The 23,985-nt window shown below is 53.6% G+C and carries 22 protein-coding genes and 1 riboswitch; of the genes, 13 read left to right on the top strand and 9 right to left on the bottom strand.

Going from position 1 to position 23,985, the window contains the following annotated elements:
* The first annotated feature begins 18 nt into the window (after positions 1–18).
* Positions 19–1,308, top strand: coding sequence for an MFS transporter (locus ACZ439_RS13140; protein ID WP_127605238.1), 1,290 nt, complete (start codon positions 19–21; stop codon positions 1,306–1,308).
* A 39-nt stretch (positions 1,309–1,347) separates the two neighbouring features.
* On the opposite strand, the gene ACZ439_RS13135 is transcribed toward ACZ439_RS13140, so the two are convergent.
* A complete protein-coding gene (locus tag ACZ439_RS13135) occupies positions 1,348–2,106 on the bottom strand; it encodes a DeoR/GlpR family DNA-binding transcription regulator (RefSeq protein WP_054796143.1) in 759 nt (252 codons plus the stop codon).
* A gap of 182 nt (positions 2,107–2,288) precedes the next feature.
* A riboswitch (purine riboswitch) is annotated at positions 2,289–2,392 on the top strand.
* 167 nt (positions 2,393–2,559) lie between these two features.
* Here ACZ439_RS13135 and ACZ439_RS13130 point away from each other — a divergent pair.
* Both ACZ439_RS13130 and ACZ439_RS13125 read left to right on the top strand, forming a co-directional pair.
* Positions 2,560–3,180 (top strand): xanthine phosphoribosyltransferase, encoded by a 621-nt coding sequence (locus ACZ439_RS13130; RefSeq protein ID WP_054796137.1) that lies wholly within the window; start codon positions 2,560–2,562, stop codon positions 3,178–3,180.
* A complete protein-coding gene (locus tag ACZ439_RS13125) occupies positions 3,174–4,463 on the top strand; it encodes a nucleobase:cation symporter-2 family protein (protein ID WP_054799227.1) in 1,290 nt (429 codons plus the stop codon). Before ACZ439_RS13130 ends, ACZ439_RS13125 begins: the two co-directional genes overlap by 7 nt.
* Positions 4,464–4,468: 5 nt before the next feature.
* Here the strand turns inward: ACZ439_RS13125 and ACZ439_RS13120 are convergent, their stop codons facing one another.
* Together ACZ439_RS13120 and gdhA are read right to left on the bottom strand one after the other, a co-directional pair.
* Complete coding sequence (locus ACZ439_RS13120; protein ID WP_141334904.1) at positions 4,469–5,257, bottom strand: MBL fold metallo-hydrolase; 789 nt, start codon at positions 5,255–5,257, stop codon at positions 4,469–4,471.
* Positions 5,258–5,406: 149 nt separating this feature from the next.
* Positions 5,407–6,768 carry an NADP-specific glutamate dehydrogenase gene (gdhA, locus tag ACZ439_RS13115; protein WP_054799229.1) on the bottom strand — a complete coding sequence of 454 codons (1,362 nt, stop codon included), beginning with the start codon at positions 6,766–6,768 and terminating at the stop codon, positions 5,407–5,409.
* Between the two features lie 247 nt (positions 6,769–7,015).
* Here gdhA and ACZ439_RS13110 point away from each other — a divergent pair, with 247 nt between their 5' ends.
* Positions 7,016–7,801: a formate/nitrite transporter family protein gene (locus ACZ439_RS13110; protein ID WP_127605234.1), complete on the top strand. Its 786-nt coding sequence runs from the start codon at positions 7,016–7,018 to the stop codon at positions 7,799–7,801.
* 104 nt (positions 7,802–7,905) lie between these two features.
* Here ACZ439_RS13110 and ACZ439_RS13105 read toward each other — a convergent pair whose 3' ends face one another.
* On the bottom strand, positions 7,906–8,865 hold the full coding sequence (locus ACZ439_RS13105) for an ABC transporter substrate-binding protein (RefSeq protein ID WP_464621084.1): 960 nt from the start codon (positions 8,863–8,865) through the stop codon (positions 7,906–7,908).
* A gap of 184 nt (positions 8,866–9,049) precedes the next feature.
* Between ACZ439_RS13105 and ACZ439_RS13100 the strand changes: the two genes are divergently transcribed.
* From ACZ439_RS13100 to ACZ439_RS13070, 7 genes are all read left to right on the top strand, one after another.
* The gene (locus ACZ439_RS13100) at positions 9,050–10,087 is read left to right on the top strand and encodes a FecCD family ABC transporter permease (RefSeq protein ID WP_464621083.1); all 1,038 of its coding nucleotides are present in this window, start codon (positions 9,050–9,052) and stop codon (positions 10,085–10,087) included.
* Positions 10,084–11,094, top strand: a complete 1,011-nt coding sequence (locus ACZ439_RS13095) for a FecCD family ABC transporter permease (RefSeq protein WP_464621082.1) — start codon at positions 10,084–10,086, stop codon at positions 11,092–11,094. The genes ACZ439_RS13100 and ACZ439_RS13095 overlap by 4 nt, the downstream gene beginning before the upstream one ends.
* Before the next feature lie 48 nt (positions 11,095–11,142).
* Complete coding sequence (locus tag ACZ439_RS13090) at positions 11,143–11,739, top strand: MSMEG_1061 family FMN-dependent PPOX-type flavoprotein (RefSeq protein WP_127605228.1); 597 nt, start codon at positions 11,143–11,145, stop codon at positions 11,737–11,739.
* Between the two features lie 420 nt (positions 11,740–12,159).
* Positions 12,160–12,543, top strand: coding sequence for a hypothetical protein (locus ACZ439_RS13085; protein WP_464621081.1), 384 nt, complete (start codon positions 12,160–12,162; stop codon positions 12,541–12,543).
* A gap of 54 nt (positions 12,544–12,597) precedes the next feature.
* Positions 12,598–14,520, top strand: a complete 1,923-nt coding sequence (locus ACZ439_RS13080; RefSeq protein WP_464621080.1) for a putative thiazole-containing bacteriocin maturation protein — start codon at positions 12,598–12,600, stop codon at positions 14,518–14,520.
* A complete protein-coding gene (locus tag ACZ439_RS13075) occupies positions 14,517–16,460 on the top strand; it encodes a TOMM precursor leader peptide-binding protein (protein ID WP_464621079.1) in 1,944 nt (647 codons plus the stop codon). Before ACZ439_RS13080 ends, ACZ439_RS13075 begins: the two co-directional genes overlap by 4 nt.
* A gap of 19 nt (positions 16,461–16,479) precedes the next feature.
* On the top strand, positions 16,480–18,063 hold the full coding sequence (locus tag ACZ439_RS13070) for a SagB family peptide dehydrogenase (protein WP_464621078.1): 1,584 nt from the start codon (positions 16,480–16,482) through the stop codon (positions 18,061–18,063).
* A 73-nt stretch (positions 18,064–18,136) separates the two neighbouring features.
* Here ACZ439_RS13070 and ACZ439_RS13065 read toward each other — a convergent pair whose 3' ends face one another.
* Positions 18,137–18,463, bottom strand: a complete 327-nt coding sequence (locus ACZ439_RS13065) for a hypothetical protein (protein WP_464621077.1) — start codon at positions 18,461–18,463, stop codon at positions 18,137–18,139.
* A gap of 242 nt (positions 18,464–18,705) precedes the next feature.
* On the opposite strand from ACZ439_RS13065, the gene ACZ439_RS13060 reads away from it, so the two are divergent.
* The gene (locus tag ACZ439_RS13060; RefSeq protein ID WP_464621076.1) at positions 18,706–20,037 is read left to right on the top strand and encodes a purine/pyrimidine permease; all 1,332 of its coding nucleotides are present in this window, start codon (positions 18,706–18,708) and stop codon (positions 20,035–20,037) included.
* A gap of 108 nt (positions 20,038–20,145) precedes the next feature.
* Here the strand turns inward: ACZ439_RS13060 and ACZ439_RS13055 are convergent, their stop codons facing one another.
* The 4 genes from ACZ439_RS13055 to ACZ439_RS13040 form a co-directional block, all read right to left on the bottom strand.
* Positions 20,146–21,135 (bottom strand): LLM class flavin-dependent oxidoreductase, encoded by a 990-nt coding sequence (locus ACZ439_RS13055; RefSeq protein WP_054797229.1) that lies wholly within the window; start codon positions 21,133–21,135, stop codon positions 20,146–20,148.
* Between the two features lie 13 nt (positions 21,136–21,148).
* Entirely contained in the window at positions 21,149–22,126 is a 978-nt protein-coding gene (locus tag ACZ439_RS13050) for an LLM class oxidoreductase (RefSeq protein WP_054799746.1), read from the bottom strand.
* Between the two features lie 139 nt (positions 22,127–22,265).
* Positions 22,266–22,568, bottom strand: a complete 303-nt coding sequence (locus ACZ439_RS13045) for an ArsR/SmtB family transcription factor (protein ID WP_054797234.1) — start codon at positions 22,566–22,568, stop codon at positions 22,266–22,268.
* A gap of 72 nt (positions 22,569–22,640) precedes the next feature.
* Positions 22,641–23,183, bottom strand: coding sequence for a helix-turn-helix domain-containing protein (locus tag ACZ439_RS13040; RefSeq protein WP_464621130.1), 543 nt, complete (start codon positions 23,181–23,183; stop codon positions 22,641–22,643).
* A 148-nt stretch (positions 23,184–23,331) separates the two neighbouring features.
* Between ACZ439_RS13040 and ACZ439_RS13035 the strand changes: the two genes are divergently transcribed.
* Positions 23,332–23,982 (top strand): alpha/beta hydrolase, encoded by a 651-nt coding sequence (locus ACZ439_RS13035; protein WP_464621075.1) that lies wholly within the window; start codon positions 23,332–23,334, stop codon positions 23,980–23,982.
* Positions 23,983–23,985 lie beyond the last annotated feature (3 nt).

Raw genomic sequence — 23,985 nt, 5'->3', positions numbered from 1 at the left:
ACAGGCAGGAGGAGTTTTGTGCCGCTTACTAACGATGACATGGTATCGAAACGAACCTGCATGCCCTTGGTTCCTATACAAACAACGATTTATTATGGGTGGTACATCGTGCTGATCAGCGGGTGGGCCATCTTCTTCTCCGGACCAGGCCAAGCCTATTCCAATGCTGTCTTTATCGAGTCTTATATGGCACAATTCCATATGGACCGAACAACGGTTTCGAGCATTTACTCGCTAGCAACGATGATCGCCGGGATTCTTTTGTTTGGTGTGGGCAAATTGACCGATCGCTACGGCCATAGAGTGATGATGACATGGACTGCTGTTTTGCTGGGACTGGCTTGTTTGTGGAACAGCTTTGCGGCAGGTACGGTTACTCTCTTTATCGGATTTTTGATGATACGATTATTTGGACAGGGATCGATGTTTTTAATTCCAAATACGTTGGTTTCCCAATGGTTTGTAAAGCGCAGAGGCCGGGCTTTAAGTTTTGCCGGTCTGGGAGGATTGCTGGGCGCGGCTGTCTTTCCGCCAGTGAATAACTGGTTGATTGAAGCCTATAGCTGGCAGACGGCATGGAGGGTGCTGGGAGCCGCCATATTATGCTGTTTCGCTCCTGCAGCCTTTTATTGGGTGCGAAATAAACCGGAGGATGTCGGGTTGCTGCCGGATCATGCATCGTCGGATTCGGATCAAGAATCTTCGCACAGCTCTGCCGGCGAAGATTCTTGGACGTTATCGGAGGCCATGAGAACAAGAGCCTTCTGGTTTATACTGGTTTGCACCGCGATACCGGCTATGGTCTACGGCGGAATTACCATCCAAATTTTCTCGATCTTGAACGAACACCAGATCGATCGGATGACAACCGCCTTTATCTTAAGCTTCGTTCCTTTGATCAGCTTCATATGCTCGTTGTTTGCGGGCTTTATTGTGGAACGCGTCCGGGTTCACACGATGCTCGGCTTAACCTTTGGATTAAACATGCTGACCCCGGCTCTGCTGATTACCGCGCAGTCGGAAACGATGATATACCTCTTTGCCATGATATGGGGAGCCGGTCAAGGGTTGGTGAATGCGCCTCTTAGCGTCATATGGCCGAATTACTTTGGCCGCAAGCATTTGGCGAAGATTAACAGCGTGACAACGACCGCAATGGTTTTCGGTTCTGCACTAGGCCCCATTCAGCTGGGGTGGGCCTACGACCATATCGGGAATTACAACCCCATTCTATGGATGATGGTCATCTTCTGGGCCATCGGGGCGCTGCTTGCTTTCTCAGCTCCGCCGCCTGCAAGAATTCCGTAGACCGCGCACAGTTTGTGAGCGTGAGGCCGCATTGCCGATCTAACTCGGCGAGATCATAAGCTTAATGTTGAAATCGGTTAATATTTTATCGAAAGGCGGCTTCGGTTCGGCGTCCGTGATCAGGATATCGATAGGGTCGAACGAGCATACGCGGTGGAAAAGATGCTTATCAAATTTGGCTGAATCGGCCAGCACAATGATTTGGTTTGCTCTTTTGATCATCTCTCTTTTCATGTAGGCTTCCTCCACCGTAGGGGCGAACAAGCCTTCGGTCGAAATGCCGCACGTGCCGAGGAAAAGTTTATCCACTCTGATGTCGGCTAGCATTTCGATGGCGCGAGGGCCGAAAGCGTAGCGGTGCCAAGTATTCAATTGCCCGCCCAACAGATGGGTGGTGGTTTGAGGCTTCTCACACAGGATGGCTGCGATATCGATGGAATTGGTCACAATTACGTTATTTTGGGTCGTCAAAAATTCAGCCGTATATTGCGTTGTGGTGCCTGTATCCATAAGCAGATAATCGCCGTCCTGGATAAGCGAAGCTGCCGCAAAAGCGATGGAGCGTTTGTTTTCCGTGTCGCCCAACCGCTCCTTGTAGCTGCTAATATGTTTAGTTAGAGAAGGCAGCATAGCTCCTCCGCGGATACGAACGATTAAGCCATCCTGCTCCATTTTCACCAAATCGCGTCTAGCCGTATCGTAAGAAACCCCATACATGGAGCAAAGCTTTTCCATGCTGATCTTCGCATTCAGTTTCAAATAATCCACGATCGCTTTTATTCGTTCCTCTTGATTCATGCGCGGCCCACCCTTTAACCGAATGTCTCCCTTCATTGTATAATCAGCTGCTTGTTTCTTCAATCTCAGCATAAAGCACAGTTCTTTGTAGAAGCGAGCTAGCTGAGCCAGGAGAATTGCGAAAATTGTCGTGTTGTGTCAAATTCCCTCTTGAAAACGCAGGGAAGAGTGTGTACTATAACATGGTATAACTTCAAACGACTCGTATAATTTTGGGGATATGGCCCATAAGTTTCTACCGGATGACCATTGTAATCGTCCGACTATGAGTGAGAGCGCATCTAGGGTTCCGTTTCTTTTGCTTTGCGGAAGAAGGACTGGTCCGAGTGATGCAGACACTTTACGTGTTACACCATAAGGGATAAAAGCCCGGAAGGATAGGCTTCACTTGAGAGAAATAGCTCAGGGAGTCTGTCCTTTTTGTTATTTTGGAGAAGGAGCGGGACATGTAGCATGAAATTACTTGAAGAGCGCATACGTCAAGAGGGACTCATATTGTCCGATACGGTGCTGAAAGTCGATTCATTTTTGAATCATCAGGTCGATACGCAGCTGGCGCTGGAGATCGGGCGGGAATTCGGGCGGATATTTGCCAATGAGCCGATTACCAAAGTGCTGACCATTGAAGCCAGCGGTATTCAATTTGCGATGGCGGCGGGGATCGCGCTTGGCGTTCCTTTTATTTATGCCAAGAAAAAGAAAGCCGTCACGCTCTCCGAGAATGTGTATGCGGCATCCGTGCATTCATTCACCCGGCAGGAGACGTACCAGGTCAGCGTCTCTCAGAAATACTTGGGCCCGAACGATAAAGTGCTGATTGTGGACGATTTTCTCGCTACGGGCGCAGCTCTTGTGGGGCTCGTCGATATCGTGAGAGAAGCGGGAGCGGAGCTGCTGGGTGTCGGCTGTGTGATTGAGAAAAGCTTTCAAGAAGGTCGCGCCCTGCTGGAGCAAAAGGGTGTGCGCGTTCACGCCCTGGCCCGGATCGCCTCGATGTCGCCAGGTGAGGTTCGCTTTGTAGAAGACGAAGACGATACGTCAATCCATCAGATGAAGGAGAATGCAGGATGTTAAGCAAACAGAAAGTGGTTACCCTGGGCTTTCAGCACGTGCTGGCGATGTATGCGGGCGCTGTCATCGTGCCGCTGATTGTGGGTGGAGCGCTTAAGCTGAACGGCACCCAGATGGCTTATCTGATCGCAGCCGATTTATTTACATGCGGGATCGCGACGATATTACAAGTCATGGGAACGAAGTATTTTGGCAGCAGACTGCCTGTTATTTTGGGATGCACCTTCACTGCGGTTGGCCCGATCATTGCGATTGCCTCCGCTTCGAATCTGGCTACCGCGTACGGAGCCATTATTTTGTCCGGCTTGTTCGTTGTTTTGGCCGCACCGCTATATGGCAAAATGCTAAGGTTTTTCCCTACGATTGTGACCGGCTCCGTGGTAACGATTATCGGGCTTTCCTTAATTCCGGTGGCGATGAACAATGCGGCAGGCGGCCAGGGAAGCGCCGATTTCGGCCAGCTGCATCATTTGCTGCTTGCGCTAGGCACGCTTCTCGTTATTTTAATCGTTAACCGTCTGGCTACCGGATTTTTGCGTTCCATTTCCGTGCTCGTAGGCTTGGTGGCCGGAACGGCTGCCGGGTATGCCATGGGTATCGTTCACTTCTCATCCGTTGCGGAAGCGTCGTGGGTTAGCATTGCGCAGCCGTTCTACTTCGGCGTTCCCCAAATCAGCATCACGGCTATTTTCACGATGATTATCGTCAATATTGTCAGTATGGTGGAGTCCACCGGCGTTTATTTTGCAGTAGGGAAAGCGACTGAACAGAAGGTCGAGAAGAAGCAGATTGTGAACGGCCTGCGTTCCGAAGGTCTTGCTATTATGCTCGGCGGAATTTTCAATGCATTTCCATACACGGCTTTCTCCCAAAATGTCGGGCTGATCTCGCTGACCCGCGTTAAATCCCGGGATGTTATTTTTGCTGCGGGAGGCATCATGGTTATTTTGGGCCTGCTGCCTAAGCTGGCGGCTTTAACGACAGTCATCCCCAGCGCCGTGCTTGGCGGCGCGATGATCGTCATGTTCGGATCGGTTGCGGCCTCGGGCATCTCGATTTTGTCAGAAGTTGATCTGCGCAAGGATGGCAACCTGCTGATTGCCGCATGCAGCATCGCTGTCGGCCTAGGCTCGGCGACGCTGCCGCAAATGTTCGACCAACTGCCGGCTTTTGCGAAAATGCTCATGCAAAACGGCATCGTATCCGGTTCCTTGACCGCTATTTTGTTGAATCTGTTCTTATCCAAGCAGAAGGACGCCTCGTCTGCTGTTCTGAAGGACGCCTAACCAGGTTATACTTCAGCAGGATGATGGACGTATCGGCCATGCTCCGGAATCGCCAGCTTATCGAAATCGCGGGCCAGCCTGGCCAGTCCCTGCTCAAGCTCTTCCCCGAACATAGGGATGCCGTGTCCTGTAACGGCGAAGAGCGGTTTGAGAGCTTCCAAGCGTTTGACGGATGCCCAGGCCTTGTCCCACTCCGCGGTAAAATAAGCGGGAGGTCCATGAATTTCTGCACGTTGCGTGATGACGGCGAGCGCTGATTCTTGCTTGACTGTAATAAAAGCATCCCCGGCTATGAGCGTCCGGTCCGATTCGCGGAATAAGGAAACATGCCCCTCCGTATGTCCGGGCGTGTGAATCCATCGCCAGCCGGGCATCACGGGGATGCTGCCATCATCCGGCAGCGCTTGAGCCCGCTGACCGATATCGATGCCTTTACGAGGATAAAGAGGCGATATTTGCGACATCAAGCCGCCTCCGACGGTTGGATCAGGCTCGGGGTAATCCGCCTTCCCCGTAAGATAGGGGAGTTCTTTTTCGTGAGCATATACCGGAACGTCCCAGAGCTCCAATAAATCTGCAAGTGACCCGACATGATCAAAGTGTCCGTGGGTCAGTACAATGGCTCGCGGCTGAACGGAACGAAACCGTTTTTTCGCGGTATCTGCAATATTATCGGCAAACGTATAGACACCCGCATCCACCAACACCCAGTCATCGCTCCCCGGTTCTCCGACAAAAACGACATTCGCTATTAATGTTCTCATGTACAGCATATCTTCAGGCCCTGCATCCATTTTTTACATTCCCTCCATTCATGTGGTTAGGATGCGCGGCTTCATCCGAATTATTCCCCTCTTTCGTTCAGGAAGCCCCGACTGCCCATGGATAGGAAAAAAAAAGCACCTCTTCCAACGTTTCGTCAGAAGAGGTGCTTGGTTCATGATTAGATGACACCTTGCGCGATCATAGAGTCCGCGACTTTAAGGAATCCGGCAATGTTGGCGCCTACCACGAGATTACCGGGATGACCGTATTCCTCAGCGGCGTTGACGGAGTTTCTATAAATATTTTTCATAATTTGATGGAGCTTGTCATCGACTTCATGGAAGGACCACGAATATCTCATGCTGTTTTGCGACATTTCGAGCGCAGAAACCGCTACGCCACCCGCATTGGCGGCTTTGGCGGGTCCGAATAACACACCGGCTTTTAAGAATACGTCGATGGCATCGAGCGTGGAAGGCATGTTGGCGCCTTCGCCGATGGCTTGAACACCGTTCGAGACCAATATTTTGGCGGAGGTCTCATCGATTTCGTTTTGCGTAGCGCAAGGCAGCGCGATATCGCATGGAATCGTCCAGATGTTTTGGCAGCCTTCCGAGTAGATCGCGTCCGGATGCTCCTTCACATACTCGCTGAGGCGTTTTCTTTCGACTTCCTTCAATCTCTGTACCGTCTCGAGATTGATTCCGTTTTTGTCATAGACGTACCCGTTAGAATCGCTGCATGCAACGACTTTTGCGCCTAACTGGGTGGCCTTTTGGATCGCGTAAATCGCTACGTTGCCTGATCCGGAAACGACAACCGTGCTTCCCTCAAAGCTTAATCCCTTCGATTTCAACATCTCATTAACAAAATAAACGGTACCGTATCCGGTAGCTTCCGTACGTGCCAAGCTGCCGCCGTATACAATGCCTTTACCTGTCAGCACGCCCGCTTCATTGCCACCGCGGATTCGTTTATACTGGCCGAACATGTACCCGATTTCTCTGGCGCCTACGCCGATGTCGCCGGCAGGCACGTCCGTATCGGGGCCGATATATTTAAACAATTCGGTCATGAAGCTTTGGGTAAACCGCATAATTTCTCCATCGGATTTCCCCTTCGGATCGAAATCCGATCCGCCTTTGCCCCCGCCGATCGGTTGGCCGGTAAGGGAATTTTTAAAGATTTGTTCGAATCCGAGGAATTTAATAATGCTGGCGTTGACGGAAGGGTGGAATCTCAATCCGCCTTTGAAAGGCCCGATCGCGCTATTAAATTGTACGCGGAATCCGCGGTTCACTCTTACAATCCCTTGGTCGTCTACCCAAGGTACCCGGAAGCTGATCAATCGCTCCGGTTCAACGATTCTCTCCAGAATGCCATGTTCCTTATACTTCGGATGCTTGGCGATAACGGGGATTAGGGATTCGAGGATTTCTTTGATTGCCTGATGAAACTCGCTTTCATGAGGATTGCGTTTGACGACGGTTTCGTATACGTCCTGAACGTAATCTCTTGCGTTCACTTCTTCTTGACTCATCGTTTGAAGAATACTCACTGTTGTTCAACCACCTTCATAAAATTAATTCATATCAAGCCTATGGCAAGTAAGAAACTACTATTTATTATTTTTACACAGGATGAAGAATGCGGCAACAATTATTTACACCGCTTGTTAAGTATACAGTTTTGTTACAAAAAAACAACTCCAAATTTGTGAAAAAAAATCAGGAATAACAAGTCCAAATAGGGAAAACCTAACAGGGAATAAGGGTCGGAGGTAATCAATGGCTTACAATACTCCTCAACGGGTCGCGGAATTAAGCATCGAGGCAGGCAAGCGCAAAATAAGTTTGCCCCTTCCAACGCTGTTGTCCCTCGGTTTTTTGGCCGGCGCATTTATCGCTTTAGGCTTTTTATTGGATATTCGTGTCAGCGGGAGCATGCCCAAGGAGTGGGGGAGCTTGTCCGGGTTTCTAGGGGCGGCTGTGTTCCCGTTAGGTCTCGTTCTTACCATCGTCGGCGGCGGGGAGCTCCTGACCGGGAATATGATGCTGGTAACGATGGCGATGCTTGCCGGGCAAGCTTCATTTCGTCAACTTCTGCGGAATTGGTTTTGGATCACCGTGAGTAACTTTCTGGGCGCTGTTTGTGTAGCGTTCCTTTTCGGTCATGTGGTCGGGTTAACGGCCGAAGGTCCATTCTTGGCGAAAACGCTGTCGATTGTCGATGCGAAGCTGGGTGAAACTTTTCTTCAGGCGTTTGTATCCGGCATCGGGTGCAATTGGCTGGTCGGACTGGCCGTCTGGCTTTCCTATTCGGCCGACGATGTCACAGGGAAGATTGTGGCCATATGGTTTCCAATCATGGGTTTTGTAGCTATAGGCTTTCAGCATGTGGTCGCGAATATGTTTATCATTCCGGCTGCAATTTTTGCAGGTCATGCCAGCTGGGCCGATTGGGGCAGTAATTTCATTCCTGTCTTTCTGGGCAATGCGGTTGGAGGTTCGCTATTCGTTGCGCTCGTGTATTGGATCTCTTATATCAGAGGTACGCAGGAGAGAAGCAGGTAGCAGCCTGCCGGTAGAACGTGCGGGAGGTTTTGCAAAAAATAATCGAAAAACTCCCGGCCAAGCGACGGTATGCTCAGCCGGGAGTTTCTTTGTAACGATCCTCGTTATTTCACTAAGGCTTTAACGATATGATCCATCGTGATTTCGTTAGCTATGAGGCCGCTGATCGTCCAGGGACTCGGATCGGCCATCTCATACACGTGACCGCCTTTGACCGCCTTGAGTCCTTTGTAAATCGCGCTCTGCTTCAGTTTGTCCAGACCGGCTTCTTCCGGCTTGCTGGCAAGGAACAGATGGTCGGCATCGAGATCGGCCAATGCTTCAAGAGCAATCGGTTTCCAGGTGTTCTCCGCCGCAGGCAGTTGTTGGATCATTTTCGGCTGAGCGACCGCGAGGTCACCGAACAGGACGTTCGCCGCAAACCGGTTATTCTCAAACAGATAGTACTGGTCGCCGATCACCCAAAGAATCGCGGCTGTCTGGTCGCCGATTGCCGCCTTGATCTTCTCCTTGGCCTGCTTGGCTTTCGCATCGTAACTGGCCAACTTATCGGCGGCTTCCTTATCTTTGCCGAGCAGCTGGCCCATGATCTGCAGCTGCTTCCGCCAGTCAGCGCTATCCGCATCTTTATAAATATAAGTCGGGGCAATTTTTTTATAGCTTTCGTACTGCCCGTTTTGGACAGCCGATGCCGAGCTGAAAATAATCAGGTCCGGGTCAGCTCCGATCGTTTGTTCGATCGGCAAATCCCAACCGATTGTAGGCACGCCTTTCAAATCGGTCTGCAGGTAATCGAGCACCGTAGCGCCGATCGCCCATTGGGCCGCAGGCTTTACCCCCAGTGCTATCAGCGAATCTTCCAGGTGCGGCGCGAGGATGCGTTTGGCGTCTGCGGGAACGGTCACCTCGCCCATCGCGTCCGTTACTTTCAATTCCGCTCCAGCCTGTTTATTACTCTCGTTTACGCTTGTACTCTTGCCGTCATTGCTGCCGCATGCGGCCAGCAGGAATAAAGCGCAGATCATAAGAATGGTCGATCCTATCGTTTGTTTGCGAAATAGCATAGTGGCCTCCTTCGAATGTGTTTCCGACGATAATGATAACCATTCTCAAAATAATCGTCAACATCCATTAATTTCATAATCGGGCTCTTTTATGCGAAAGTGATTGAAACAAGCGTTACATACTTTTATAATGATAATAATTCTCATCAGTACCCTATTAACGGTTTAGGAAGGTTGAATGTAATTGGCAACGAACCAGTTCGGACAAATCAAGGCACCTGCGGGACGGGGGGCGCGAACCGGCTTGATGTTTTCCGTCGGCATCATTTGTGTCTTGTTGGCGCTGGCCCTTTCTCTTGTTTACGGGACGAAAAACTTGACGCTGGCAACCGTATGGGAGGCTTTGTTTCATTATGAAGCCGGTAATACGACTCACCAAATCGTCGGGGAAATCCGTTTGCCGCGGGCCCTGACGGCCATATTGATTGGCGCTTATTTCGCGATATCGGGCGCTATTATGCAGGCGATGACAAGAAACCCGCTCGCGGAGCCCTCGCTCCTAGGGGTTTCTTACGGGGCGGCGTTCGCTCTCGTGATCACGATGACGCTGTTTCCGAGCGTTTCGGCGCTTGGGGCGACAGCCGCTTCGATGATCGGCGCGGGGCTCGCGGCCTTCTTTGTTTTTACGATTACCTCCGTCTCCAAAGGGGGGATTACGCCGGTCAAGCTGGCTCTTGCCGGTGTGGCGATCGGCATGTTTCTGAGCTCGCTCACTTCCGTGATGGCGCTGCATTTTGACGTGTCGAAAGAGATGAGCTTCTGGTATGCCGGCGGATTGGCCAATACCGATTGGAAGGCGGTTCGGATGCTTGCGGCAGCCGGTGCGATCGGCATTCCGCTGGCCCTCCTGCTCGCCCGCTCGTTAACGCTGTTCAATCTGGGAGTGGAAGTGACGAAGGGACTGGGCATCCATGTGATGCTGGTTAAAATACTCGGGGTCTTCGCGGTGCTGCTGTTAACGGGCAGCTCGGTTGCCGTAGCGGGGGCGGTCGGCTTTGTAGGACTGGTTGTCCCTCATATCAGCCGAATGCTGGTCGGGCCGGACTACCGCTTCCTGCTTCCGGTTTCCGCCGTGCTGGGCAGCTTTCTGCTGGTGCTGGCCGATGTAGGGGCAAGGATGATCAGTCCGCCGTACGAAACGCCGGTTGGCGTAGTGACAGCCGCCATGGGCGTGCCGTTCTTCCTGTATTTAGTCCGAAGAGAAGGGGGACGGTTCTCATGAACAGCATGCCGGGTAAATTTGGTTGGACGATGCTGGCGCTGGCGGTGCTCCTCTTTCTTGTCGCTTTAGTCAGCCTGAACCTCGGCGCCGTTTCGCTGTCACCCGGCGAAGTATTCCGGACGCTCATCGGCAGCGGAAGCGAGAAACAGCAGCTGATCCTGCTGCACATTCGGCTGCCTTCCATCGTGCTGGCGCTCCTCGTTGGCGCCGGCATGGCGGTTTCCGGGGCTATTTTGCAAAGCGCGGCGCGCAACGAACTGGCGGATCCCGGCATCCTGGGGATTAATGCGGGAGCGGGGTTAGCGGTCGTCGTTTATATCACCTTGTTTCAAACTGCAACCGGAGGGCTGAGCACGCTAAGCACGTTCATGCTGCCGCTCTTTGCTTTTGCCGGGGCCTTATTGACCGCAGTTTTCATTTTCGTATTTGCCTGGAAGCGCGGACTTCAAGCCACTCGTCTCATTCTGGTCGGGATAGGCATCAACGCCGGTCTGAGCGCTATCCTGATTGCCCTGCAGCTGAGGCTGAATCCGCTTGACTTCATGAAAGCGGCGGTCTGGCTGTCGGGAGATTTGTGGACGACGCAGTGGTCGTTTGTATGGGCGCTGCTGCCTTGGTATACGGTGCTGCTTCCGTACACGCTGTATAAAGCTCATACGCTTAATGTATTAAATTTGGGCAGTCCGGTGGCGATGGGACTCGGTGTTCGTGCAGACCGGGAGCGCCTCATCCTTCTCGTGCTGGCGGTGGCGCTGGCGGGTCTCGGTGTGGCTGCCGGGGGAGGAATCTCCTTCCTGGGCCTCGTCGCTCCCCATATCGCCCGCCGCCTTGTCGGGCCCAGACATCAGATGCTGCTGCCGACAGCGGCGCTGTTGGGCTCGCTCATCCTGCTGCTGGCGGATACGATTGGAAAAAACGCCTTGCCGCCCACCGAGATTCCCGCCGGACTGGTCATTTCCATGGTTAGCGCACCGTATTTTGTGTATTTGCTGATGAGAGTGAAGTAAGGCGGATGACGATGACCATTTTTGACCAGAAGACGGAGGAATTCAACCATGGACGGTAGCGATATTTTTGAACTTTCCATTCGTTCGCAGAACGAGTTAAGAGAGCTGGTAGGGACGCCTCACCAAGCGGTTGTAAAGAAAAGTGTTGCTCAGTTAGATGAACGTACCCAGGATTTCATCTCCATGTCGCCACTTGTATTCATTTCGACCAGCAGCGCAGAAGGGAAATGCGACGTTTCCCCCCGGGGGGATCAGCCGGGATTTGTGCACATTCTGGATGAGCGTCGATTGATGATCCCCGAAAAACCGGGCAACAGACGGGGGGATTCAATGTTTAACATTTTATCCAACCCTCATGCCGGACTTCTCTTTCTCATCCCCGGACTCCATGAAGTGCTGCGGATTAATGGACGTGCCTGTGTAGTCAAAACCGCTGACGTTATGCCAAAGTGGCCCGCGAACCAAGAGCCTCCTTTACTTAGCGTTGTGGTTGAGGTGGAGGAATGTTTTATCCATTGCTCCAGAGCTTTAAACAAATCTCAAATTTGGGATGTTGACACGTGGCCTTCGAAAGAGAACTTGCCTTCAGCAGCGGAGATGTTTCAAGCTCACTTGAAGATCAATGGCTACACACTGAAGGAATAGCCTTCGTCCTTGAAAGGGAACAAGGATGAAGGCGTTCGGATATCAGGTCCGATGCGCAATCTGCGGAAATATATTTCTCATTGTGCGGTAAGCGGTAGGGGCACCTGTTGAGGGTGCCTTATTTGTTTTTTCCATGATGCGGGGAAGCTTCCGGGGCAAGAAGGTATAGGCAGCTTTGGAATCTTCGCCGATGGAAGCGGGATGGGGCCTGCATGTGGCCAAGGGCTGCAAAGAAAAAGGAGAAAATCAGTAACAAGAGCGGAGCCTCGTTCATAAGTTGCAGTATATGTTGGATGGTGCGTTTGCCTAAAGCTCGTGCTTCCTGCACATTCCTGTTACGCGGAAAACTCCAACTAAACTAAATTTTCGGAGGTTAAATCATGGATGATTTCAAAAAAGAGCTTCAACAATTGAAAATTAGTGAATTCCAAGCAGGCGAGATGGTACCTATGGAGTACCAAGGCCAGTACGATCCGGCTCGACTATGCGGCTTCCAGTGCGGCGGAGGCGGCTTCCGATGCGGCTGCGGCGGTTTCCGTTGTGGCTGTGGCGGCTTCCGGTGCGGCTGCGGCGGCTTCCGGTGCGGCTGCGGCGGCTTCCGATGCGGCTGCGGTGGCTGCGGCGGCTGCGGCGGCTGCGGCGGTTGTGCCCACCGTTGTTTCGCAGGCTAGTTTTCTGAAGGAAACCGCGGCTGGTATTGAAGAAAAGGTAACCCCTGCGCAGACCATGCATTTGTTTCGCAGGGGTTTTTTCTCAACAAGAAAAAGATTAGGCAAGTGGGACAACAAGCCGTACATAAGATAAAGATAAAACGTGAGGGCACAGCTTATAAAGCTGCTCGCGGTAAGGAGGAGCGGAATGACGGGTTTGAATCCTTCTATGCGTCTGAAAGTGAAAGGGGATACGTTTTTTCTTCCTGATCCAGATGGCCATGTCTATTTTCGAAATAACTCAGGCTCGTTCAAGTTGGAAGGCAGTACGATCGATCAATGGATCGAGAAGCTGATCCCGGTGTTCAACGGCAAGTACACGTTGGACGATTTGACGAACGGATTACCGGAACCGTATCGGGATCGGGTGTATGAAATCGCAGGAAAAATGTACGAAAACGGTTTTGTCCGGGATGTGAGTCAAGACCGCCCGCATCAATTGCCGGACGAAGTTCTCCAAAACTTTGCCCCGCAAATTGAATTATTGGACAATTTCGGCGATTCGGGCGCGTACCGTTTCCAATCCTATCGGGAAGCCCCGGTATTGGCGGTCGGCTCAGGTTCCTTCCTGGCCTCGCTCGTTGCGGCGTTGTTCGAATCCGGCATGCCTAAGGTCCACGTGCTGATCACGAAGTCGGAGCCGGCCCACCGGTGGCGGTTGGCGGAACTGGAGGCGCATGCCCGCAGAGCCGATCCCGAGGCGGCGCTTGTAGAGGTTGGCCTGCAAGAGGGCTGGCGCGAAGCCGTGCAGCCGTTTCATTCGATTCTGTATGTGTCGGAGGAGGGCAATACCGAGGAACTGAGGGCTCTTCATGCGGTTTGCCGAGCTGAGAAGAAGGTGTTTCTCCCCGCCATGTGTATGCAGCAGGTCGGTTTCGCCGGCCCTGTGGTGCACCCGGACTCCGAGGGGTGCTGGGAGTCGGCTTGGCGCCGGATACACCGGTCCGCCATCGACAAAGACCCGCAGCTGCACCCGTTTTCTTCCGTAGCGGGAGCGATGCTCGCGAATGTCATTGTGTTTGAGCTGTTTAAAACGGTTACGGGCATGACCGAAGCGGAATTGTACAATCAATTCTTCCTCCTTGATCTGGAGACGCTGGAAGGCGGCTGGCATACGTTCGTCCCCCATCCGCTGGTGACCGGACGTGCCGCCGTCCAATGGGTTCAAGATCTCGATGTGCGGCTCGAACACAGCAAGGACGGGGATGAATCCGGGGGTTTGCTTCCTTTCTTTAACCAGCTGACATCGCCGCAATCGGGCATTTTCCACAGTTGGGAGGAGGGCGACTTGAAGCAGCTGCCGTTGGCGCTATGCCGCGTCCGGCCGGCCGATCCGCTCTCGGAGGGGCCGGTTATGCCGCTGCCGGACATCATTGCTGCGGGACTGACGCATGAGGAAGCGCGAAGGGAAGCGGGGCTGGCCGGGATCGAAGCGTATCTGTCGCGTATGGTCCGGCCGCTGGCAGAGGGTAAGCTTGTGCAACCGCATGAATTCGTCGGTGTGGGAGCAGGGGCAACTGTCGCGGAAGGCGTTAGCCGCGGGCTGCGTCATCGTTTGGACGAGGAACTGCGCAAGCGGCAAGAGGAGCGGCAGACAACGGTCATTCCGCTGCGGCTTCGTGCTGTAGAGGATGACCGCTGCCGGTATTATTTACAGGCGTTGACTACCTTGCAAGGAGAACCGATGATCGGGCTGGGGGAGGAACTGTGCGGATTCCCCGTGGCGTGGATCGGAACGGGCGGTCGCTGGTACGGCAGTACAGGGTTGAATGCGACGCTGGCCTTGCGGCAAGCCTTGCAGCAGGCGCTGCTGAAGGTACAACATCCGGCGGCGCGTCTGACGCAAGCCGTCGAGGTGTTATCCCTGCAGCCTGAAAGAAACGCACGGCAAAGCCTCGTGATTTCCCCGTGTGAAGACGGGGAGCAGTCGAAGGTATTGCAATCGGCCCTGCAGGTCTTGAAGCGGAATCAGAAGCGGCTCGAAGTCTTCGAGCTGACGGCGGAACCGTTATGGGAAGAGGAGCTGGCGGGTGCGTTCGGCGTGGTATGGCGAGAGGAGGAGCATCAATGAGCGCTGTCGTCGCGGTTGTCGGAGATGGACTGTTGGCCGACTATGTATGCAGCGAGTTGTCCGCCCAATATCAGGTCGTTCGTCAAACAGGCTTGAGAGATGGCATCCCGCTAGCAGCCGAGTTGGCGTTGCTGCTGCATGATGCGTGGCATCCCTCCGCGCATCATGAGGCCGAAGAGGTGTTCCGGTCGGCCGGCATTGCCTGGTTACGGGGCTTCGTCCACTTCGGCGAGGGCCTCATCGGACCGCTGGTTCGCCCGGGTATCCCCGGGTGCTCGCAGTGCGCCGACATGCGGCATCTGATGGCGGGGCGCGACCGCAAGGAAATGTGGGAGCTGCGGCAAAGCTTGGCTGCGCACGAGGGCTTCCGCCGCGATGCGTGGGCGTCTCGCACAGGACTGCTGCAGGCGGCTCACCTGCTCGCGGCGGAAGCCCGGCGAGCGCTTCAGGGAGAACCGGCCTTACTGGGAGACAAGGTATATGCCATCAACCTGAAAACGCTGCGCAGCTCGCTTCACTTCTTCCTGCCCAACCCGCTTTGTTCCGTTTGCGGGCAAGTGCCCGACGATTCGCCGGAAGCTGCACACATTTCGCTGCAGCCTAATCCGAAGAGCAGCCCGGACAGCTTCCGCTGCCGTCCGCTGGACGAAATGAAGCAAGTTTTGCTCAAAGACTACTTGGATTACCGGACCGGCCTGTTGAACGGAAAAATGGTAGATCTCGTGTCGCCGTTTGCCGATGTAACGGTGAACCAGCCGCTGTTCACGGGCGATGAAGTTTCGGCGGGCCGGACGCACTCCTATGCGGAAAGCGAGCTGACCGCCGTTCTGGAGGCTTTGGAGCGCTACGGCGGCGTTACTCCCCGGGGCAAGCGGACCGTCATCCGCGACAGCTTCAGCCGTCTGCGGGACCAAGCGCTCAACCCTTTCCAGGTTGGCGTGCACGACAAGGCGCAGTATGAGCGTCCCAGGTTTCCGTTCAAGCCGTTTCATCCCGATCGTAAAATCGACTGGGTATGGGGCTATTCGTTCCTGCAGGAACGGCCGATTCTCGTTCCGGAGCTGCTCTCCTATTACAGCTTGGGCTGCGGACACGGCTTCGTTTATGAAACCTCCAACGGCTGCGCCTTGGGCGGAAGCCTGGAGGAAGCTATATTTTACGGTATTTTGGAGATCGTGGAGCGCGATTCCTTCTTGCTGACCTGGTACGCGCAATTGCCGCTCCCGCGCCTCGAGCTTCGTTCAGCGGACGACGAGGAGCTGCAGTTGATGGTCGAGCGTGTGCAGGCCGTGGCGGGATTCGATCTGCATGTATTTAACGCGACGATGGAGAACGGGATCCCCAGCGTCTGGGCCGTGGCGAAAAACAGGAAGCCAACCGGGCTGAACCTCATCTGTGCAGCAGGCTCCCATCTGGACCCGATCCGGGCGGTGAAGGGCGCGATTTACGAGTTGGCCGGTATGATGCGGACGATGGACGAGAAATTTGAGGCAAACCGGGAGGAATATGCGCGAATGCTCCATGATTCGTCCCTGGTGCAGCAGATGGAACACCACTCCATGCTGTACGGTTTGCCGCAGGCGGAAGAACGCCTGCACTTTTTGCTCGATGAGAAGCGCCCGCTGCGAACCTTTAACGAGGAATTCAAGCCAAGGGAGAGACGGGCCGATCTGACTGATGATCTGATGAGTTTGATTCAAGTGTTCAACCGCTTGAACCTCGAAGTCATCGTCGTGAATCAGACGACGGCGGAGATGAGGCGAAACGGACTGCACTGTGTGAAAGTACTGATACCGGGCATGCTGCCGATGACATTCGGACATCACTTGACGCGCTTGACAGGATTGGAAAGGGTGCTGCGGGTTCCGGCCGAACTCGGCTATGTGAAGCAGCCGCTCACACCTGAACAGCTTAATCCGCATCCGCATCCGTTTCCATAAACGCGAGTAGGAGGGAAAGATGAGTCTGGATGCCTTTCTGCGCCATCTGCATGTTGACATCGACCAGAACAAACCCGCGGACTGGGAGGTGGATTGGGAAGACGCACCGCTTGCCTATAAGCTCTACCGGGGGCTGCCTACGGTCCCGTTGTCTGCTGAAATCCCGCTGACGCTTGAGGGACGGGTATCGCCCTCGATGCCCGCTCTTCGCGAAATCGGTCATTTCCTCTGGTACACCTATGGACTCACGCAGTTCAGTCAATCCGTCTTTTGGTCGGATCCTGCGGAACAATCCGCGGATCTGAGCTCAACCTGCCGGCGGTTTGCCCCGTCCGGCGGGGGGCTGTATGCCAATGAATTGTACGTGTATCTGAAACTGGACGATTTGCCTGCCGGGGTATACCACTACGATGCCGCGCACCATCGCCTGGTCTTGCTGCGCGAAGGACATTTCGATTCGTATCTGGCCCGGGCTCTTGGCGGCCGCTGCGAGGTGTCGGCTTGTTTCGCCGCCGTTTTTGTGTCGGCGATGTATTGGAAAAACTTTTTTAAATACCACAATTTCTCATACCGCCTTCAAGGGCTGGATGCCGGCGTGCTGATCGGGCAGCTGCTGGAGGTGGCCAAACGCTACAAGTTTGCTTCGGGGGTTTACTTCCAGTTTCTCGACCGGGCTGTCAACCATCTTATAGGGCTCAACGAGAATGAGGAGAGCGTGTACGCCGTCATTCCTTTGTCCGTGGAGCCTGCGGTCACATGGTTCGGGGTCGGGAGCGACGGAGGCACGATGGGGTCGGCCGCACAACTAGGCCAGGAGCTGCCTGCGGTTCGGCACGACCACTATGTGCGGTCGCGGAGAATGGTGGAGTACCCGATGCTGATCCGCATGAATGAAGCGTCCCGGCTGGATTCGAGGGAATCGTTCCGGCAGGTCGGGGAAGGACGAACCGCTGAGGGCGGGGATCGGGCGGTGGCCTTGCCTCTTGTGAAGCGATTGTCCTATGATCTGGCTTCGGCTTGCCGAAAGCGGTATTCGCCGGCGATGGATTTCGCGTTGGCCAAGGTAAGCCGGCTGCAAGTAGCCGCGCTGCTTCACGAGGCGACGGCATCCTTCCCGTATTGGAACGACTTGGATGGAGCGCATGGACGGCCGCCGGAGTCCCGGGTATCGCTGCATGGCTGTTTACATCATGTAGAAGGCGTCCCGGATGGCGCTTACCGCTATGACCGCTCAGCTCATGCGCTGCGGCCCATACGTCCCGGTGACCACCGGTTCCGGCTGCTGCAGGGGACGCCTCCAGACATTGTCAATCTGTTCCAGGTGCCGCTCTGCCTGCACGTATCGGGGGACAAGGAGCACTACAAGTCTGAACTGGGCTACAGAGGATACCGCATCCAACAGATGGAAGCGGGAATGCTCGTGCAGCGGTTACTGCTTGCGGCATCCGCTCTCGGGATGGGAGGACATCCGCTGCTCGCCTTTGATGCGGCTGTGTGCGATGAGATCTACCGGTTAACGCCGCAAGGCAAAACGAGTCTGATCCAAATCGCAGTCGGCCCGTATCGGCATCGCCCAAGGCTGCAAGGAGGTTTGCACGGCTAGTTATCCAAGGGAAACTAGCCGCTATATTGGATAGGACTCAAGCCGACACCCGTAGTAGGGGTGTCGGCTTTCTTTAATCGATAAAGTCAGGATAAGCCGGCAAGAGGGATGGAGGGTAGGGGTTGTCGTGCCACAGCCCGTCATGCCACCAAGAGTAGCGGTGTTCGTGATGATCCCACGGATGGTGCCAGGCAGGCTCCGGCTGATCCCAATAGTCATGAACATAATCATCATGAAAGTAGTAGTCATGATCGCGTACGTCTTGAAAGTAGTCCTCGTACAGGATGTAGTCTTGACGAGGCCAAGGATAAATTGACGGTTGAGCCGGACCCGGCTGCATCGGCTGGTAAGACGGGGGTACTGCCAGGGGGGTCTGTCCGGATAGTTGTTGTTGATTCATGTTTTTCCTCCCGCGGTGAAGTTGAGCTTTGTCGCGCCGGATCTATGCCTCTCCCTGCTTCGTACAGCCATGGATCCTTCGCTTAACATACTGCATCATATGCCGGCATGCGGGAAAAGGGCACTTATCCCTATACGCGGATGCCAAAAAAATCTTGAGCTGCAGGGGGAGTAAGAGTAATCTTAGAGAATAAATGTCAAGATTCGGTTACCATTACGAAGAGGAAGAAGAGGAGATCAAGAATGAAAAACGGATCATGGGGAACGGCTATGGCCTCCATTCAATGGTTTATGTTTTTGCTTGCCGGATCTATAGCGTTTCCGATCATCATCGGCCATGCCTATCAACTGCCCGCCGATGAAATTTCCGGGTTCATGCAGCGCACGTTCCTTGTCGTGGGGGTATCGACTTTATTGGGGGGATGGTTAGGTCACCGCTTGCCTATCGTTGACGGTCCGGCCGGCATCTGGGTTGGGGTTTTTGTTTTAATGGGGCAGATGGCTTTCTTAAATCAACAGGATCCCATGGAGAACTTGCGGCTGCTGGAAGGCTCCATGCTGCTGGCGGGCACGATTTTGGCGGTCCTTGGGGCGGCGGGCTGGATGGAAAAGATGCTCAAGTTATTTACACCTCTGGTCAACGGGGTTTACTTGATCATCCTCACTTTTCAATTAAGCGGCGCCATGTTAAAGGGAATGATAGGGTTCAGCGGGACGTCGACCCCGATTGAACCGGGCGATGTCGCCGTTTCATTCTCCGTCTTCCTCCTGGTGCTGGCTCTCTCCATCTGGGGGAAAAGCTGGATGAAAAGCTATGCGGTCCTCACAGGGATGATTGCCGGGTGGGTGGTCTTTGTGCTGGTGAACGGGGGAGAAAGTATGCCCCGGGCGACGGCACTTGTATCCTTACCGGATCTATTCGCATGGGGATTGCCGCGGCTGGACGCAGGCACGTTCATTTCCTCGGTCATGGTCTCGCTTGTACTCGTTTCCAGTGTCATCGTTTCGGTATCCTCTATGCGGCAGGTTCTTAGTGAAAGAGAGCAGATGACAGGCCAACCTGTCGGCCGTGAAGGTCGTTTAGAGAAGGGCGGATTGATCAGCGGTGTATCGACAATCCTGGCGTCCGTATTTTCAACGATAGCAACCGTTCCCTTTTCCGTCTCTTCAGGCTTTGTGCGCACGACCGGTCAGACCCGGATGCTTCCGTTCTTTATCGCCTGTCTGGCGTTTGCCGCGGCTTCTTTTTTTCCGTTCGTATACGCGTTCCTCTCCACGCTGCCCGAGCCCGTTGCGAATGCAGCCATGCTGGCGTTGTTTTCACAGATGGTCGGGATTGGGATCAGCTCGGTCCTGAAAGAAACGTTGGATCAACGGCGTCTGACCATCCTTGGCCTTTCGCTTACGCTTGGAACAGGAGTTATGTTTTTGCCGCAAGCCGTTTTCTCCGGATTGCCGACGGTCTTGCAGTATATCATGAGTAACGGCGTGCTGGTGGGGATTTTGACCGCCTTGCTGCTCGAGCAGACGTGGCTTCCCAAGCAGGCGCCGGTCAGCGAGGGCATTCGTCCTTAACGGGCGCTTCCGGAGAGCAGAACCGGCACGGGGAAAGTCTGATTCATGGATGTGCACAACAAAGGACCTGGCCACTCGGCCAGGTCCTTCATATAGGTCACGTTTATGTTATTGCACGACCTCGGCTAAAATTTCATAGGATCGCAAACGGGCTTGATGATCATAAATTTGCCCGGCGACGATCAATTCGTCGGCCTGCGTTGCTTGAAGGTAAGCAGGCAATTCCTTCCGAATCGTCTCTTTATTCCCGGCAATGGTATAACTCAATTGTCTGCGAACCATAGCTTCTTCATGGACAGACCACAGAGCATCCATGCTTTCTACCGGAGGCTTCAAGGGGCCGGTGCCGCCGCGGATGAGGTTCAGGAATTGCTGCTCCTGTGACGTAGCCAGCTTACGGGCCTCTTCGTCCGTGTCCGCGGCAATGATGTTAATGCCAATCATGACGTAAGGCTTATCCAGCGCTTCCGATGGACGGAAATTGCTGCGGTACAGCTCTAAAGCCTGCTTGATATAATCCGGAGCGAAGTGGCTGGCGAAGGCGAAGGGAAGGCCCAGCTGGCCGGCCAGCTGGGCGCTGAAGCCGCTGGAGCCGAGCAGCCAGATCGGGATATTCAGACCTTCGCCGGGAATGGCGCGCACGCCCATCGGACGGGCGTCGGCGGCTGCCGGGTTCAAGTAGGCCCGGAGCTCGCTTAGCAGCTCGGGGAAATCATGACCGTCGCTTCCCAGACCGCGCCGCAGAGCCCGGGCTGTAAGCTGATCGGACCCCGGGGCTCTTCCGAGCCCCAGGTCAATGCGGCCCGGGTAGAGCGATTCCAGCGTCCCGAACTGCTCGGCAATGACCAGAGGAGCATGATTGGGCAGCATGATGCCGCCGGAGCCTACGCGGATCTTCTTGGTGCCCGCTGCGACATGGCCGATAACCAGCGATGTGGCCGAGCTGGCAATCCCCGGCATATTGTGATGCTCGGCAAGCCAGTAACGGTTATAGCCCCACTTTTCGGCATGCTGCGCGAGATCAAGCGTATTGCGGAACGAATCTGCCGCTGTACCGTTCACAACGATGGGGGCAAGATCCAAAATGGATATAAGCATCTTTCGTTACCTCCTAAGGTCTATGCATGTGTTCATGCGTATGGGTGGGAAAGTGGGGAAGGACGAATTGTCCAAGCTCTTCAAGCACATCGTCAGCCGGCCGGATCCCCAGGGAAAGAATGAGCGCGACGTGATTGACCCCGATTTCCCGGAAGCTTTCCAAGAGTTCAATCAGCAAGTTCCTGCCTAGCCGGTACCCCAGATGAATCGGGGTAGGCATTTCGTCCGGATCCTCGCTCAGATCGATGAATAACGACTGGGAGAACGGTTTAAACACGCCGGGTGTTTTCTCTTCGATGCATCTGCGCCATTCCGCAATGGACCGGGCCTGATTGGCCACGTTCCGGGGATAGTACACCCATCCGTCTCCATGCTCGGCAATCCATTCTATGGTTTGTTGGCTGTAGCCCGTAATGAAGGTAGGCACCCTTCCGGACGGTTTGGGAATCAGGTTTACATTTCCTTGCATGACGCCGAGAGGTGAGGAAATGATCGGGAACGATTCCGAAATAACCCTTTGCAAATAAGCAAAGGATTCCCGGAAGAGCTCGGATCGATCGGCATGAGAAACGCCTAGAGCCGGAAAATCGTACATGCGGTCTCCGGACGAAACGCCAAGGATCAAACGCTGCTGAAACAATTGATCTAAAGAAGCCGCCATTTTTGCAACCCGTGCCGGAGGATGAAGCGGCAATACAACGCTGCCGGTGGCAAGCGCTATCTGGTTGGTGCCCGCAGCGATATAGGTCAAATAAATCCACATATCATACAGATGGCCCGCATCGCCGAAAGAGGGATCATGCAGAAGAACATCGCGAAACCAGAGCGCGGAGAAGCCTAACTCGTCTGCGCGGCGAGCCAGTTGAGCCTGGTTTTCCATGGTCGGAATGTCACGGCCTTTATGAGCTTCAATCGGGATAAAGAAACCGAGGGTGAGCTTATCTTTGGCATACATTTGCTTATAAGCTCTATTTTGTTCAATTGAATTCATTGTATTCGCCCGCTCCCATCCACGAATTTACAAACTCACATATCTACATATCTAAATTTTTAGATATATTAAACGCAATATATACATGGCTGAATTTCCAGTCGGAAGAAATTCAGCCATGTATCTTGGGTATGCTTTATTAAAGTTGATTCCGGATATAAGCAGACAACTGTTGCAGGGCGGCTTCGTTTCTCTTGTAGTAGGTCCACTGGCCGTAGCGATTCACTTCTAACAAACCGGCCCTCTGCAGCATTAACAGATACTGAGAAACGGTCGATTGGGATAAGCCCGCTTTCTCTTGAATGTGGCTGACACAAACCCCGATTTTCTTACTGTCACCGCCTTCTTGGGAGGGAAAGTATTTCTCCGGTTCTTTCAACCAATGAAGAATTTGCAGGCGCGTTTCGTTCGATAGAGCTTTAAAAATTAAAATAGGATCCATGTGCTTCATTATATCGTCGAATACCGATATGTCAATATTCCAGAAAAGTGTAAATTTTGTCGATTCGACCTGCTACATCTCCTCATATGAATGCACTTCCTTGTAAACGGAGATAAGCACCAGCGCAGGACCCTCGCCGGTGTTCGTTACTTTATGGGGGACACTGGCGTTCCAGCTGAACGAATCCCCTTCTTCCAGTACGGCTGAATCTTCGCCCTGCTCTGCCAGCAGGGTTCCTTTCAAGACGAAATGGCATTCTTCTCCCTCATGGATGTTATCGCCGGTCGTTGCCCCCGGGGGGAATTCGACGATCATCATGCGCAGTCCTCCCTGTGCCGAGAGATGCTCGACCTTCAATTTTTGTTTGCCGGTTGTGGTAAGCTTCCTTTCTTCCTTTCGAGTCACCTGCATCCGTTGTTCTTCGTGCAGCAGCAAATAAGGGAGAGGCACTTTGAGAAAGGCGGCTATGCTCTCTAATGTAGCGATGGAAGGAGAGGTTTTATTATTTTCGACATTGCTGATAAACCCTTTGGATAGACCGGTTCCCGCGCACAGCTGGGGAATGGTTAGTTTTTTACGTTTGCGTATAGCGCGAATGGTAGCTCCGATATTCATCATGAATGCCCCTTGGTTTAGTCGTAAATATATAATATTCATATTATCAAACAAACGGTTGACACTCCAAGCGTCGCATGATAGTTTAAAGTTAACAAATATGAACCTAAGTATTCTATAAGAATACAAATGAAGGGAGATTGATTCCGTGACTATCGACTATAGGTATGACGTGCAGCTGCCTTCTTCCTATGACCCCGAGAAGAAGTATCCGGCCATTTTCGCCCTGCATGGACTTGGTTCTAACGAGAAGAACATGATGGGGTTATTGGACGGGTTGAAGGATGATTTTATTGTGATCGGCGTCCGCGGAAATCTGTCCCAAGGGAGCGGGTATGCTTATTTCCATATTAAAAGCATCGGCAATCCGATTCGCGAACACTTTGATCGATCGATCCGGGAGCTGGAACGTTTTATCCGCTGCGCTACCGATAAATACGCCATTGACCCTGGCCGCCGCTACCTTCTCGGTTTCAGCCAGGGTGCGATTCTTTCCATGTCGCTGGCGCTGGTCATGGGAGAGCAGTTGAAAGGGATCGTTGCCTTAAACGGATATATTCCGGCTTTCGTGCAGCACGAATACCCGCATCAATCGGTGAAGAATATGTCCGTCTTCATCTCCCACGGCGAGTATGATCCCGTATTTCCGCAGCAGCTGGGCGACGCGAACCATGCCTATTTCCGCGGATTGTCCAACCATGTCACGTACAAAACGTATGCGGCCGCCCATGAGGTGACCTCCGATAATCGAAGAGATTTCACGCTATGGCTGCTGCAAGATGCCAACAATAACCGATAAGGA

The organism is Paenibacillus sp. JCM 9796 (assembly GCF_055379675.1).
The sequence above is the reverse complement of the archived record's forward strand: the minus strand, read 5'-3'. Positions and strand labels throughout refer to the sequence as shown.

Excerpts from the sequence above, each read along its gene's own strand:
- gdhA (WP_054799229.1), bottom strand. The coding sequence starts at position 6,768 with ATGAGTCAAGAAGAAGTGAACGCAAGAGATTACGTTCAGGACGTATAC.
- ACZ439_RS13065 (WP_464621077.1), bottom strand. The coding sequence starts at position 18,463 with ATGAATCAACAACAACTATCCGGACAGACCCCCCTGGCAGTACCCCCG.
- ACZ439_RS13095 (WP_464621082.1), top strand. The coding sequence starts at position 10,084 with ATGAACAGCATGCCGGGTAAATTTGGTTGGACGATGCTGGCGCTGGCG.
- ACZ439_RS13070 (WP_464621078.1), top strand. The coding sequence starts at position 16,480 with ATGAGTCTGGATGCCTTTCTGCGCCATCTGCATGTTGACATCGACCAG.
- ACZ439_RS13105 (WP_464621084.1), bottom strand. The coding sequence starts at position 8,865 with ATGCTATTTCGCAAACAAACGATAGGATCGACCATTCTTATGATCTGC.
- ACZ439_RS13130 (WP_054796137.1), top strand. The coding sequence starts at position 2,560 with ATGAAATTACTTGAAGAGCGCATACGTCAAGAGGGACTCATATTGTCC.
- ACZ439_RS13110 (WP_127605234.1), top strand. The coding sequence starts at position 7,016 with ATGGCTTACAATACTCCTCAACGGGTCGCGGAATTAAGCATCGAGGCA.
- ACZ439_RS13040 (WP_464621130.1), bottom strand. The coding sequence starts at position 23,183 with ATGAATATCGGAGCTACCATTCGCGCTATACGCAAACGTAAAAAACTA.
- ACZ439_RS13080 (WP_464621080.1), top strand. The coding sequence starts at position 12,598 with ATGACGGGTTTGAATCCTTCTATGCGTCTGAAAGTGAAAGGGGATACG.
- ACZ439_RS13075 (WP_464621079.1), top strand. The coding sequence starts at position 14,517 with ATGAGCGCTGTCGTCGCGGTTGTCGGAGATGGACTGTTGGCCGACTAT.
- ACZ439_RS13090 (WP_127605228.1), top strand. The coding sequence starts at position 11,143 with ATGGACGGTAGCGATATTTTTGAACTTTCCATTCGTTCGCAGAACGAG.
- ACZ439_RS13045 (WP_054797234.1), bottom strand. The coding sequence starts at position 22,568 with ATGGATCCTATTTTAATTTTTAAAGCTCTATCGAACGAAACGCGCCTG.
- ACZ439_RS13055 (WP_054797229.1), bottom strand. The coding sequence starts at position 21,135 with ATGCTTATATCCATTTTGGATCTTGCCCCCATCGTTGTGAACGGTACA.
- ACZ439_RS13125 (WP_054799227.1), top strand. The coding sequence starts at position 3,174 with ATGTTAAGCAAACAGAAAGTGGTTACCCTGGGCTTTCAGCACGTGCTG.
- ACZ439_RS13050 (WP_054799746.1), bottom strand. The coding sequence starts at position 22,126 with ATGAATTCAATTGAACAAAATAGAGCTTATAAGCAAATGTATGCCAAA.
- ACZ439_RS13120 (WP_141334904.1), bottom strand. The coding sequence starts at position 5,257 with ATGGATGCAGGGCCTGAAGATATGCTGTACATGAGAACATTAATAGCG.
- ACZ439_RS13135 (WP_054796143.1), bottom strand. The coding sequence starts at position 2,106 with ATGAATCAAGAGGAACGAATAAAAGCGATCGTGGATTATTTGAAACTG.
- ACZ439_RS13060 (WP_464621076.1), top strand. The coding sequence starts at position 18,706 with ATGAAAAACGGATCATGGGGAACGGCTATGGCCTCCATTCAATGGTTT.